The following is a 12,825-nucleotide window of genomic DNA, read 5'->3' as shown; positions in this document are numbered from 1 at the left end:
AGCACCGGGGCACCCACGGCGCCAGCCCCCATCCCGACGGTGCTGGAGACCACCATGACGGTGCCCGGGCACCGCGCGCCGTAGCTGCGCCGTCGCCCCTCTCACGTATGGCGCAGTTTCCCGCAGCGCACGGGGCGTGAAACAATAGCCCCATGACTAGTTTTAACCAAGAGTCCAAACTCCTCGATCACACGGAGGTACCGGACCGTGCCACTCTCGACGGTCTTGAAACTACCTGGGGCAAACGGTGGGAAGAAGAAGGCACCTACGCTTTCGACCGCACCGCTACCCGTTCCGAAGTATTTTCGGTAGATACCCCGCCGCCCACGGTCTCTGGCTCGCTGCATATCGGCCACGTTTTTTCCTATACTCACACCGATACCGTGGCCCGCTACCAGCGCATGCGCGGCAAATCGGTGTTCTACCCGATGGGCTGGGATGATAACGGTCTGCCCACCGAACGCCGGGTGCAAAACTACTACGGGGTGCGCGGGGATGCGTCCCTCCCCTACGATCCGAATTTCGTGCCCCCGCACCAGGGTGGCGCAAAATCCATTAAGTACGCCGACCAGGTGCCCATTTCGCGGCGTAATTTCATTGAACTGTGCTGGAAGCTATCCGAAGAGGACGAAAAGCAATTCGAAGCCCTGTGGCGCCACCTGGGGCTGTCCGTGGACTGGAAGCAGAATTACCAGACCATCGGAGAGAAGGCCCAGAAGGTAGCCCAAACCGCGTTCCTGCGTAACCTCGCGCGCGGGGAAGCCTACCAGGCGCAGGCCCCGGGCCTGTGGGATATTACCTTCCAAACCGCGGTGGCGCAGGCCGAACTTGAGGCCCGCGATTATCCGGGTGCCTATCATGCCCTGGCTTTCCACGGTGCGAGCGGCGACGTCGTTATCGAAACCACTCGCCCGGAGCTGCTACCCGCCTGCGTGGCCCTCATCGCCCATCCCAACGACACCCGCTACCAGCACCTCTTCGGGACCACGGTGCGCGTGCCGATTTTCGATATGGAAGTTCCGGTGCTCGCTCACCACAAGGCAGAAATGGACAAGGGCGCCGGTATCGCCATGTGCTGTACTTTCGGTGACATCACGGACGTGGAGTGGTGGCGCGAATTGCAGCTGCCACTACGCAGCGTGCTCGGCAAGGACGGGCGCTTGGTGCGCGATACCCCCGAGTGGATCACCTCGGAGGCCGGGCGCGCCATGTACGCCGAGATGGCCGGGAAAACCACCTTCTCCGCTCGCAAGGCACTGGTGGAAAAACTCAAGGAAACCGGGGAAATGATCGGCGATGAGAAGCCGACCAAGCGTAAGACCAACTTCTTTGAGAAGGGCGATAAGCCGCTTGAAATTGTTATGTCGCGCCAGTGGTACATTCGCAACGGTGGGCGCTCACACGTGGAAGGCAACGGTAAGGAGCTGCGCGATAACCTCATTGAGGCCGGCAACCAGCTCGCCTTCCACCCCGATTTCATGCACGTGCGCTACGACAACTGGGTCAAGGGTCTCAACTCCGATTGGCTCGTTTCGCGCCAGCGGTTCTTCGGGGTGCCGATCCCGGTGTGGTACGAAATCTCGGAGAACGGCGAAGTAAAGTACGACGCCGTCATTACCCCGGAGGAATCCAGCCTTCCCGTGGATCCTTCCAGTGATGTGCCAGCCGGCTACACCGAAGATCAGCGCGGTAAGCCGGGCGGCTTCGCCGGGGAAACCGATATTTTGGACACCTGGGCCACGTCGTCGCTCTCCCCGCAGATCGCCGGGGGATGGCTCACCGATGAAGATCTTTTCGGGCGCGTGTATCCCATGGATGTGCGCCCGCAGGGTCAGGATATTATCCGCACCTGGCTCTTCTCCACCGTGCTGCGCGCACACCTGGAATTCGGGGAGCTACCCTGGAAGCACACCACGATTTCCGGGTGGATTTTGGATCCTGATCCGGCTAAAAAGAACGACCACAAGAAGATGTCCAAGTCCAAGGGCAATGTGGTCATGCCCACGGAACTGCTCGTCAAGCACGGTGCGGACGCGGTGCGCTACTGGGCTGCCTCCGCGCGCCTGGGCGTGGACGCCGCTTTCGACGAAAAGCAGATGAAGGTGGGGCGCCGTCTGGCCATGAAGGTGCTCAATGCCTCGAAGTTTGCGCTGGGCATGGGCGGGGAAGGTTCACCGGTCTGCCTGGATGCTTCCCGCGTGACCGAGCCGATTGATCGGGCCCTGCTGGCCGATCTGGCGCGCGTGGTGGAGGAAGCCACCGCCGCTTTTGAGGCCTTTGATCACACCCGCGCTCTGGAGGCGGCCGAAACGGCCTTCTGGACCTTCTGTGATGATTACCTGGAGCTGGTCAAGGACCGCGCCTATTCGGATACGCCGGAGGCGGAGAGCGCCCGGGTGACGCTGGCGATTGCGGTGGATACCTTCCTGCGCTTGCTGGCGCCCTTTATCCCCTATGCCACCGCCGAGGTGTGGAGCTGGTACCGTACCGGCTCGGTGCACCGGGCGGCGTGGCCGGAGGCGGCGCCGCTGCGCGAGGCGGCAGGTTCCGGGAATGCGGAGCTGCTCAAGGTGGCCGGTCAGGCACTCACGGTGCTGCGCGGCGTGAAATCCGCGGCGAAGGTATCGCAGCGCACCAGTTTCGCACGGGTGGAGCTGCGCGGAAATACCGCCCTGCTGGAGGAGGTGCGCGCGGACCTGGTGCGCGCCGCCCACGTGCGCGGAGAGCTCCGTTTCACGCCAGATACGGAGGCCAGCGAGCAGATCACCATCGGTGATTACGAGCTGGACGAGCCGGAGCCGAAGCGGAAGTAGCGTCGCAAGAACAACGGCGCGAAGGCGCAGCGCTCCACATAGCGTGGCGCGCGATTGAGTGAATCCTGGTGGCGGGTCTGCGAAAGCAGGCCCGCCACTTCGCGTACATGAGAAGATTCTCATGATTGTTTCCTGGCCCCGTCATCTCGCTCCGGTGTACTTAGGGACATGACAACTCGTGTGAAACTTCTTGCCGTACTTCTCGGGCTGGCGCTCCTCGGTTTCTTGGGTATGCAGCTTGCCCACGCCGTGAGCGGGAGCGGTACCCAGTCCGTGGGCCCCGCCGTCACCGTCACGGCGCCGTCTTCCCCGTCCGCTGGCGGCACTGGTGCCACTGGTGCCGGCAGCACCGCGTCGGCTTCTGCGCCCACGGAGCGCCCGCCGCTCAACAACGCACAGCGCGCCACCCTGCGCAGTCTTTTGGTCGATGTGGCCGAAAATGCGCACTTGTTCACCGGTGACGCCTCGAATAGTACGACGACGCCGCCCGCGGGCACTGCCCCGTCCCCCGCTAACGTCGCTCCGGCACCGGCGCCAGTTCCCGCCCCGGCAGCGCCGGCACCCGCGCCGCAGCGGGTGGCACCGGCTCCCGCGCGCCCCGCACCGCCCCAGTACTCGGATAATGACTGGGACGATGATGACGCGGATGACGATGATTGGGATGATAACGACGATGACGATTGGGACGACGAGGATGACGACTAGACCAGTCGCACACCTCGGCACTACCGCCTGAGCTGGCAGCCCCGTTCCTTCGCTGAGAAGGCCCCGCTGCCTTAGCTCAGGCGGTAGCCCATTCCGCGCACCGTTTCGATACGGTCCCGCCCGATTTTCCCACGCAGATAACGCACGTACACATCCACCACGTTGGAACCGGGATCGAAATCGTAGCCCCAGACCCGGGAGAGGAGTTGCTCGCGGGAAAGCACCTGCCCCGGGTGGCGCATGAAGGTTTCCAGCAAGGTAAATTCGCGGGCGGACAGCTCCACCTGTTTCCCGCCCACGTGAGCGTGGTGGGAGAGTAAATCCAGGATGATACCGCCGTGAGAAAGCTGAGTAGCGGAGCTAGCTGGCGCCGGGGTGGCTGCGGCGTCGCGCAAACGCAAACGGATACGCGCGAGCAGTTCTTCGAAAGAAAAAGGCTTCGCCATGTAATCATCGGCCCCGCCCTCGAGCCCGGCTACGCGGTCCGTCACGGAGGTGCGGGCGGTGAGGAGAATAACCGGAGTGTCCAGTCCTTGCCCGCGCAGGCGCTCGAGCACCGCGAAACCGTCAATATCCGGCAGGCCAATATCCAAAATAATAAGATCGAAAGGAGTGTGAACAGCCAGCTCAACGGCCTGCGCACCGCTTGACGCGGTGGTGGAAGTGTAGCCGGCGGCTTTCAGGCCCTTCGCAATAAAGCGGGCAATGCGCTCTTCGTCCTCGACGATGAGGATGGTGCTCATCATGCTCCCTTCTCCGCTTGTGAGGCTATCACGAACCTCGGTAAACACTGGGCAAACTCAAGGTGAATACGGAGCCCTCCCCCACCCGCGAGCGCACCGTGACTTCCCCACCGTGAGCCCGAGCGATGGAGCTAACAATCGCGAGCCCGAGCCCGGAGCCTTCCGAACGCCCGGTATTACGCCCACGCGCAAAACGCTCAATAATACGTTCGGTATCCTCCGGGGCGATCCCGCACCCGGCGTCTTCCACCGTGAAACTCACCCGCCCCGCTACCACTCTTGAGGAAATCTCCACCGGGGTGCCTTCGTCGGAGTATTTGACCGCGTTCGCTGCCAATTGCAGCACCGCCTGGGTGATGCGCTCCGGGTCCAGGTACGCCTGCCCGCTGGCCACGGCGCCTAGGTTCCAGGCGCGCGGGCCCAGCCCGGTGGCTTTATCGAAGATCCGCTCCGTGAGCGCCGCAATATCAACCTCGCGGGGCACCACAAAATCGGATCGTTCGGCTTTCGCGAGGGTAAGTAAATCCCCGACCAGCGAATTCATGCGGTCGAGTTCTTCGAGGGCGAGGGCGCGAGTATCCGCGGCGTCGCTCGGATCGGTGGCATCCATGAGCTCCAGGTGCCCGCGCACGATCGTGATGGGGGTGCGTAGCTCGTGCCCGACGTCGTCTAAAAGTTTGCGCTGATCGGCATCCATGGTTTCCAGGGAATCGAGCATGGTATTCATCGCCGTTGATAACCGCGCCAGGTCGTCGCGCCCTTCCACCGGGACCCGTCGGGACAAATCCGCATTGGCGGTAATATTTTCGGCCGTGGCGCGCAGTTGCTCCACGGGGCGCAGCAGCTGCCCCACCAGTCGCCACGCGATGGCGACGACGCCGATGACGGCCACCAGGTAGACCACCGCCAGCACCGTCATAAGATTCCAGATACGGGCACTGATGACGTCAAGAAGGTACACGTGCACGAGCGCGCCGGGCTGCGAGCCGGAAAACTGCACCGGCACCACGATATAGCGGTATTCGCGCTGGGCTCCCGCGTAGGTCCCCATCGTTATCTCCCTGCTGCGAGTAAGCGGGAGAAGATGCCGCACCAGTCCGGTGTCTTCCTCGGGGCGCACCGGGCTGGTATCGCCGCCCACCCAGGCGACTCTCCCATCCACAATCCCCATTTCCCCTTCGGCTTCGGAGAGGACGGTACGCGAGAGATAGGTTTCGATGAGCTGGGATGGCCCGGCGAAGGGCTGCCCGGTTTCCGGATCGACTCCGTTTTCGGCCAGCACCCGAAATTCGTCCGCCACCCGCACCAGCGTGGCATCCACCTGGGCGCGCCACATGCGACTCTCGGTGAGGACGACGGCAACGCCGGTTGCCGCCAGCACAACCGCGACGAGCGCGACCATGGTGGCGGCAATCCGAAAACGAATCGTAATAGGACGTGATGTCACATTGTTTCCCGTTCGACGGCAGCGGGCGGGAGCGGCACGGTGTGCACGCCCGTTCGTTCCAGCTTATTCCATTCACTGGCTTTTCCGCGTATTTCTAGCCAGATCGCGCGCACCGTGGCGGCGCTCATCATCCAGGAGAAAGGGAGCCACAGGGGTAGGGCGGGAAGAAGGCGCAGGTCGCGCCAGGCACGATCCAGGATCAAGGAAAGCACCGTTACGCCCAGCGCCATTACCAGTCCCGCTCCCACCAGTACATTCATCCAGTGCGGGGCCGCACCGCTGAGTGCTGCCACCGCCCACACCGCGAGGGTGGCGACCTGGAGCACCGGGGCAACAAGGAGCGAGAAAAGATTGATGGGCAGGTAGGCATCAATGGGGCGCCGCCACGGGGAGGTAAGGCGGGAGCGGTGGATGCGGGCGGTCTGGATGAGGCCCCGTTGCCAGCGCACTCGCTGTTTCCACAGTGCTGGCAGGGTGGCGGGAACCTCGGCCAGCACCAGGGCATGGGGCGCAAATTCCACGTCCCAGCCGGCGAAGTGGATCCGCCAGGTGAGCTCGAGATCCTCGCCCAGGGTATCTTCCCGGAAGCCTCCTACCCGGCGCACTGCATCAGCCCGGAAAGCCCCGGAATTTCCTGCCACGATGGGGAGCATTCCCACCAGTGCCAGGGCACGGCGCGTCATGCCGGTTCCGACGTGGGTCATGAGGGCAAGCAGCGCAGTGAGGGGACCGGTGATATTGACCGGCTGGTCATTCCCGCATACGGCGCCTACACCGGGGTGGCGGAACCCTGCCAGGAGCTCCGGAATGGTGGTGGGGGTGAAGAGTCCGTCAGCATCCACAAAGATAAGGATCTCCCCGGTGGCCTGGGCAATACCGAGATTCAGGGCGCTGCCTTTCCCGCCGTTCGGCTTGCTGAGGAAGGTGACACGCGGATCACTGGTAAACGGTGCGGCAACGGCGGCGGTGGCATCGGTGGAACCATCATCAACGACGATCACTTCCAGACGGCGCCAGCCAGTGGCGAGGATGGAGCGCAAGCAAGCGCCGAGCACCACTTCCTCGTTGTAGGCCGGGATAATCACCGAGACTTTGGTGTGCGCACCGTAGAGCGGGCGGGGCGGCTGGCGCAGCTCCCCCAGGATGGCAGCCGGGTACATCATCCAGGTCACCGCGGTGAGGATGAGGGTGGGTACGGCAAGAATGAGAAGCAGGGTGGTCATGCAGTCACCTCGACCGTGCCGCGGGGTGTCGAAGCAGGCTCCGTGGGTGCGTAAGCCTCCAGGAGCGCGTCCAGTAATTCGGGAGCATGGGCGCTATGGGCGCCGAAGCGGGCATTGATTTCAATGAGGGCGGGGCGGCCTTGGGTATCGCGGCGGATATCCACATCTGCCGCGCCGCTCAGGCCCACCGCTTGCGCCGCCGCGAGCGCCAGCTCGGCGACGTCCGGGGCTTCCACACGCCGAACCCCGGTCGCATTTCCGTGCTGTCCGGAGGCCAGACTGGTTTTTTCTAGTACGACGACGGTGGGGCGACGCCGCGCACCGCCCCGCGCTCCGTCTCGCGCGCCGCTTCCTGCACCGTTCACTGCCCCGTCGCGCCGCACGCTTCCCGGGGCAGGCAGGTAGAGCTGGGCACAGTATTCGGTGCCGGGGAGGAAAGCGGAGACCATCTCGGTATCGCGCAGTGGCGTAGCGGGCGGGAATGTTGTTTCCAGGCGCACCCCGCGCCCGCCGCGTGCCACCCGCGGGCGTACCACGTAGGGGAAACCGAGCCAATAAGCGCCTTCCTCGGTGAGGGTAGGAGCCTCCAAACTGCGGGGCACGGCCAGACCGCTACTTTCCGCTACCCGATGGGTGAGCCACTTATCGGCGGCAATCGCCACCGCGGCGGTGGGAGCCACCGCGATGCGGGCGCGGTGGAGCAGTGCGGTGCGCAGCGGTGCGAGGACGGAGAGTTCTTCATCCACGGTGGGGATGAGGAGGTCAATAGAGTATTCCTCGCAGATGGCGGCCAGGGCGCTCACAAAATCCGGGGCCGTAGCCGGCGGGCATTGGAGGATTCTCAGGCCATCAGTGCGGGGACGGGGCGCCATATCGACGCCGAGCACTGGAATCCCGCGCTCCCACAGCTGGGTGAGGAGGGAAGAGCCGGCCGGGCCGCTGGCCCCGGTAACGAGCACGCGCGGGCGGGAACTGAGAGGTGAATGATTCATCATGATGGTCCTTATAGGTAAGAGAGGGAGATAACGGGGCAACGGGGCGGGACGGTGCGACGGCGCTCGCGGCGCGGGCAACAGCAACGGCACAGGAACGGGGCAACGGCGCCCGCGGCGCGCGCAGGCACGGAGCGCCAGCGCCCAGCCAGGCACTCCGAGCTGAGAGCACGCCACGAAGATTTAGAGCACACCCCGGAAAGCGGGAATACGCATCGCCTCAAAAGCTTCAGCGGCCTCCATTTTGGCTTGTTCGCCCCGGAAATTAGCTTTGGCGGTGAGCACGTCGCCGGCCATATACGTCTTGTTCATCTGGTCGGCGTGGATGGCCACCCCGGCGCTTTTCACCCCGGTGTAATCGGTGATATCCACGAATACCTGCGGGGAAAAGTTCGCGGTGGCGGAGGGTGATTCGTAGCAGAGAATCGCCGGGTGGCGCCGCCCGGCCCGCATGGTAGCGCGGTGCACGGCGGTGTGATCCTGGTGCTGGTCATGAGCCGAATGCGTGAAAATAATATCCGGATTGAGGGTGCGGATTTTTTCTTCGATAGCACCGGTGAGGGTATTTTCATGCTCGGCTAGGCGGGTATCGGGAAGGCCGAGGGTGCGCAGCGAGGTCACCCCGAGGAAAGTACCGGCGCGCTGGGCCTCCCCGGCCCGCTCCCCGGCATTGCCTCCCACCGCACCGTCCGCGGCCACGATGGCGTGAATCTCGTGCCCCGCATCGGCCAAGCGCGCCAAAGTCCCCCCGCAGGCTAATTCCAGGTCATCGGGATGCGCCCCGACGGCGAGGATACGGCGCGTGGGCGCCGCCGCCCCCACCGGAATCCAGCCGCTGATAAGAAGAACAAGCTGGGTGGCCAGCGCCGCGACGGAGCCCAGGCTCACCCACCGTTCAAGGTTCCCGGGCGCATTCCCGCCCAGCAAAGCGATATTCGCCGGGACGAGGAGGAAAGCACTCCCCAGCGTAAAAAGCTGGAGGGGCCGGAAGGCGCGGATGCGTCGTCGTACCGAAGTTTCGAGAAGGACAACGGATAGGGCCGTTACAAGAAGGAGCACGGCAAGCAGAGCATTCATGGAGATCGTCATGGCTCCAGTGTTCCGCCCCGTGTTAATATCGCGGTGAGGAGGTGATGAGAACTCTCTCATCGCGCCTCCACCCCCGTTTCCCGCGCGTGCCGTACACTTTTACTTACTCACGCGTAACCTTGAGGAGAATCATGGCCGAAATCGAGCGGACTGAAGTTTTCACTCCCGGAAAGATTCATATCACCGATGAAATGACGATTCCGTGGGTTTTCCGTAATATCGCACGCGAACAGCCCGAGCGCACCGTGGTGGCGCGCAAAGCCTCGTTGGGGCAATGGGTGCCGGTGGCGTGGCGGACTTTCGAATCTGAGTATCGCGCGCTGGCACGCGGTTTTATTGCGATGGGCGTCCAGCCCGGGGATCGTATCGCGCTTATGTGCCACACCCGCTACGAATTCTGCGTGGTGGATTTCGCGCTGTGGTCCATCGGTGCGATGGCCGTGACCGTGTACGAAACCGATTCCACGGAGCAGGCTCGCTGGATTGTGGAGGATGCGCACTGCCGCTTCGCCGTCGTCGAAAATCAGCAGATGGCCGCGGTTATGGCGCCCTTCCGGTCCGATTTTGATTTCTTCACCGATATTTTCGTTATTTCTGATGATGACCTGGCCCGGATTTCCGCGCGCGGCACCATGGATCTCGACGCTGAGATTGACCGCCGTATCGATGCGATGCATGCCGACGACGAAGCTACCGTCATCTACACCTCTGGCTCGACAGGCCGGCCCAAGGGCGTGGTGCTCAGCCACCGTAACCTGCTGCACGTCGTTATTAACGGGCCGCTGGATGATAATCTCGCCCCGATCCTCTCCGGCGAGAAGCACACTCTGCTCTTCCTCCCCATGGCCCATGTTTTCGCGCGTTTCATTAACCTGGTGGCCTTCTACGCGGGTAATACCATCGGGCACTGCCCCGATACCCACAACCTCGTTGAGGACATGAAGTCCTTCAAGCCGCATTATATTTTGGCGGTGCCGCGCGTTTTCGAGAAGATCTATAACGCGGCGGATGCCCAATCCACCGGCGTGAAGCAGAAGATTTTCCGCTACTACGCGAAAGTGGCGATCGCCTATTCGCGGGCCCTCGATAGCGCGGCCGGGCCTTCGCTGGCGCTGCGGGCCCAGCATGAAGTGGGCGAACGCCTCGTCTACTCCAAGATTAAGGAAATTACCGGTGGGAACCTGGAGAATGTAATTTCGGGTGGTGCTCCGCTGGGTGCACGGCTCGGGCATTTCTTCCGCGGCATCGGAATTAATATTTTTGAAGGCTACGGTGCAACGGAAACGTCCGCGCCGACCACTGTGAATCGCTTCAACCACCAGCGGATCGGTTCGGTGGGTCCGGCTTATCCCGGCTGCCACGTGGCTATTGATACCGACGGCGAAGTGCTCGTCAAGGGCGATCACGTTTTCCATAAGTACCTGAATAATCCGGAAGAAACCGCCAAGGCGTTTACCGAGGATGGCTGGTATCGCACCGGGGACCTCGGCAAGATCGAAGATGGCTTCGTGTGGATTACCGGGCGGAAGAAGGAACTTATTGTGACGGCCGGTGGGAAGAACGTCTCCCCTGCAATCCTGGAGGACCGCCTGCGCGGCCACCCGCTGATTTCGCAGGTGGTCGTGGTGGGTGACCAGCGGCCTTTTGTGGGTGCGCTCATCACCCTGGATGCGGAGATGCTTCCCATTTGGCTGAAGAATAAGAATCTGCCGGCCATGTCTGTATCGGAAGCCGTGCACGATCCGCAGATTATTGCCTCGGTGGATCGCGCCATTAAGCGCACCAACGAAGCGGTTTCCCGCGCGGAATCCATCCGTAAATTCGTTATTCTTCCCATTGATTTCACCCCGGAGAACGGATACCTCACCGCTTCCCTCAAGGTGAAGCGCACCGCGGTGCTCCGTGATTTCGCCACCGTGATCGGGCGCGATATTTACGGGGATAAGGGCGATAAGAACCGCGATTAGCGCATGTTCAATTGCGAACGGGGCGTGGGCTACCTTAGTCCACGCCCCTATTCGTTTCTCCCGGTGTTGTGCGAAGCTAGTTCACGCCTTCATCGTCAGCTTCACGCTCATCGCGGTCCGTCTGCACAACACCGTCATCCTGAACAACGCGGGAAGCCTGAACAACGCGGGAAGCACGGGAAATACGCTGGTGATCCTCGACCGCGCGCGAGGTAATGACATTATGTACCCGCACCGCGAAATCGGGATCCAGCCCAACCCCGCGCGCCAGCTCGGCAATCCGGGCATGTTGGACGCCCTCGCGAGCCATATCGCGGGCGGGAAGCCGGTAGCGATCCTTGAGGCGCCCCACGGCATCGGTGACCTGCTTGCGCTGCCCCAACAGCTCAATGAGCTGGGCGTCCAAAACGTCCAGGCGTGCCCGCAAGGCCCCGAGCTCAGCGGCACAGCGCTCCTGCTGCGCCGTGCCCGCATCCGCGCCATCGGCACCCGGAGCACCCGGAACACTCCCCACGTCTACCGCGCAGCGCTCCGCTTCCGATTCCGAGGTACGCCGCGTCTCTTCGCCACCCACTAGGCGCTCTTCCGTTGCGCCGCGGAAACAATCTCCACGGGCGCGCCGTCGGTAACCGCCGCGCGGGTCACAATCACTTCCCGCACATCTTTCCGGGAAGGCACATCAAACATGGCCGGGCCGAGCACCCGCTCCATAATGGAGCGCAGCCCGCGCGCCCCGGTGCCCCGTTCCATCGCTTCACGCGCCATGGCGCGCAGCGCCTCATCCTGGAAGGTCAGGCGCACCCCGTCCAGCTCAAACATGCGGGTGTACTGCTTGACGAGGGCATTACGCGGCTCGGTGAGAATCTGCACCAGGTCGTCTTCGCCCAGGGCTTCCACCGTGGCAATAACGGGCAGGCGCCCCACCAGCTCCGGGATGAGGCCGTATTTGTGGAGGTCCTCCGGGGTGACCTGCGAGAGCATATCCGAATGGGCGTCGGCGTCGTGCAATTGTGCCCCGAAGCCGATACCGTGGCGTCCAACGCGAGTGGAAATAACATCCTCCAAACCCGCAAAAGCCCCGGCGCAAATAAAAAGAATATTCGAGGTGTTGATCTGGAGGTATTCCTGCTGGGGGTGCTTGCGCCCGCCCTGCGGCGGCACCGCCGCGACCGTCCCCTCCACGATTTTGAGGAGCGCCTGCTGCACGCCCTCCCCCGATACGTCGCGGGTAATGGAGGGATTTTCAGATTTGCGGGTGATTTTATCGATTTCGTCGATGTAAATAATGCCGGATTCGGCCTTTTTCACATCATCACCGGCCGCCTGCACGAGCCGCAATAAAATATTCTCCACGTCTTCACCCACGTACCCGGCTTCGGTAAGCGAGGTGGCATCGGCAATCGCGAAGGGCACATCGAGCATGCGCGCCAGCGACTGGGCAAGATACGTTTTCCCAGTTCCGGTGGGTCCGAGCAATAAAATATTGGATTTGCCGAGCTCAACGGTATCTTCCCCGTCGGCGGGGCGCGGCGCAGCCTTCGCGCGCAGCCGCTTGTAGTGGTTGTACACGGCCACGGCAAGCGTACGCTTCGCGGCATCCTGCCCCACCACATACTCATTCAAAAACGCATAAATATCAGCGGGAACGGGGAGCTCGTTCGGGGAGAAACCGTCGTTTTCTTTCCCGAATTCCTCGGCGATAATCTCATTGCACAGCTCAATGCATTCGTTGCAAATATATACACCCGAACCGGTGATAAGTTTCTTCACCTGGCGTTGGGTTTTCTGGCAGAACGAACACTTGAGAGCTTCTGCTGCATCGACGGTCGCCATGTTCCTCCTTGCC

Annotated in this window: 10 protein-coding genes; 3 read left to right on the top strand and 7 right to left on the bottom strand. The window is 62.7% G+C overall.

Annotated elements, in window-relative coordinates:
* Positions 1 to 152 precede the first annotated feature (152 nt).
* Positions 153 to 2,813, top strand: coding sequence for a valine--tRNA ligase (valS, locus tag CYJ17_RS05305; protein WP_087071020.1), 2,661 nt, complete (start codon positions 153 to 155; stop codon positions 2,811 to 2,813).
* 168 nt (positions 2,814 to 2,981) lie between these two features.
* Positions 2,982 to 3,518, top strand: a complete 537-nt coding sequence (locus CYJ17_RS05300) for a hypothetical protein (protein ID WP_101657592.1) — start codon at positions 2,982 to 2,984, stop codon at positions 3,516 to 3,518.
* Positions 3,519 to 3,589: 71 nt separating this feature from the next.
* Here the strand turns inward: CYJ17_RS05300 and CYJ17_RS05295 are convergent, their stop codons facing one another.
* From CYJ17_RS05295 to CYJ17_RS05275, 5 genes are all read right to left on the bottom strand, one after another.
* Positions 3,590 to 4,261, bottom strand: a complete 672-nt coding sequence (locus CYJ17_RS05295; protein WP_087071211.1) for a response regulator transcription factor — start codon at positions 4,259 to 4,261, stop codon at positions 3,590 to 3,592.
* A gap of 28 nt (positions 4,262 to 4,289) precedes the next feature.
* Positions 4,290 to 5,708, bottom strand: coding sequence for a sensor histidine kinase (locus tag CYJ17_RS05290; RefSeq protein WP_143231892.1), 1,419 nt, complete (start codon positions 5,706 to 5,708; stop codon positions 4,290 to 4,292).
* Complete coding sequence (locus CYJ17_RS05285; protein WP_087071023.1) at positions 5,705 to 6,931, bottom strand: glycosyltransferase; 1,227 nt, start codon at positions 6,929 to 6,931, stop codon at positions 5,705 to 5,707. Before CYJ17_RS05285 ends, CYJ17_RS05290 begins: the two co-directional genes overlap by 4 nt.
* Positions 6,928 to 7,926 (bottom strand): ATP-grasp domain-containing protein, encoded by a 999-nt coding sequence (locus CYJ17_RS05280; protein WP_087071024.1) that lies wholly within the window; start codon positions 7,924 to 7,926, stop codon positions 6,928 to 6,930. Before CYJ17_RS05280 ends, CYJ17_RS05285 begins: the two co-directional genes overlap by 4 nt.
* A 180-nt stretch (positions 7,927 to 8,106) precedes the next feature.
* Complete coding sequence (locus CYJ17_RS05275) at positions 8,107 to 9,012, bottom strand: PIG-L deacetylase family protein (RefSeq protein WP_159455027.1); 906 nt, start codon at positions 9,010 to 9,012, stop codon at positions 8,107 to 8,109.
* A 131-nt stretch (positions 9,013 to 9,143) separates the two neighbouring features.
* Between CYJ17_RS05275 and CYJ17_RS05270 the strand changes: the two genes are divergently transcribed.
* Positions 9,144 to 10,979 (top strand): AMP-dependent synthetase/ligase, encoded by a 1,836-nt coding sequence (locus CYJ17_RS05270; RefSeq protein WP_087071026.1) that lies wholly within the window; start codon positions 9,144 to 9,146, stop codon positions 10,977 to 10,979.
* 76 nt (positions 10,980 to 11,055) lie between these two features.
* Here the strand turns inward: CYJ17_RS05270 and CYJ17_RS05265 are convergent, their stop codons facing one another.
* A complete protein-coding gene (locus tag CYJ17_RS05265) occupies positions 11,056 to 11,553 on the bottom strand; it encodes a chorismate mutase (protein ID WP_087071027.1) in 498 nt (165 codons plus the stop codon).
* Positions 11,553 to 12,812 (bottom strand): ATP-dependent Clp protease ATP-binding subunit ClpX, encoded by a 1,260-nt coding sequence (gene clpX, locus CYJ17_RS05260; protein ID WP_087071028.1) that lies wholly within the window; start codon positions 12,810 to 12,812, stop codon positions 11,553 to 11,555. The genes CYJ17_RS05265 and clpX overlap by 1 nt, the downstream gene beginning before the upstream one ends.
* Positions 12,813 to 12,825: the final 13 nt, after the last annotated feature.

The organism is Actinotignum timonense, assembly GCF_002860685.3.
GTDB lineage: Bacteria > Actinomycetota > Actinomycetes > Actinomycetales > Actinomycetaceae > Actinotignum > Actinotignum timonense.
The sequence above is the reverse complement of the archived record's forward strand: the minus strand, read 5'-3'. Positions and strand labels throughout refer to the sequence as shown.

Bases quoted from the DNA above. Each gene is read 5' to 3' on its own strand.
- valS (WP_087071020.1), top strand. From the start codon at position 153: ATGACTAGTTTTAACCAAGAGTCCAAACTCCTCGATCACACGGAGGTA.
- CYJ17_RS05300 (WP_101657592.1), top strand. From the start codon at position 2,982: ATGACAACTCGTGTGAAACTTCTTGCCGTACTTCTCGGGCTGGCGCTC.
- CYJ17_RS05295 (WP_087071211.1), bottom strand. From the start codon at position 4,261: ATGAGCACCATCCTCATCGTCGAGGACGAAGAGCGCATTGCCCGCTTT.
- CYJ17_RS05285 (WP_087071023.1), bottom strand. From the start codon at position 6,931: ATGACCACCCTGCTTCTCATTCTTGCCGTACCCACCCTCATCCTCACC.
- CYJ17_RS05280 (WP_087071024.1), bottom strand. From the start codon at position 7,926: ATGATGAATCATTCACCTCTCAGTTCCCGCCCGCGCGTGCTCGTTACC.
- CYJ17_RS05275 (WP_159455027.1), bottom strand. From the start codon at position 9,012: ATGACGATCTCCATGAATGCTCTGCTTGCCGTGCTCCTTCTTGTAACG.
- CYJ17_RS05270 (WP_087071026.1), top strand. From the start codon at position 9,144: ATGGCCGAAATCGAGCGGACTGAAGTTTTCACTCCCGGAAAGATTCAT.
- clpX (WP_087071028.1), bottom strand. From the start codon at position 12,812: ATGGCGACCGTCGATGCAGCAGAAGCTCTCAAGTGTTCGTTCTGCCAG.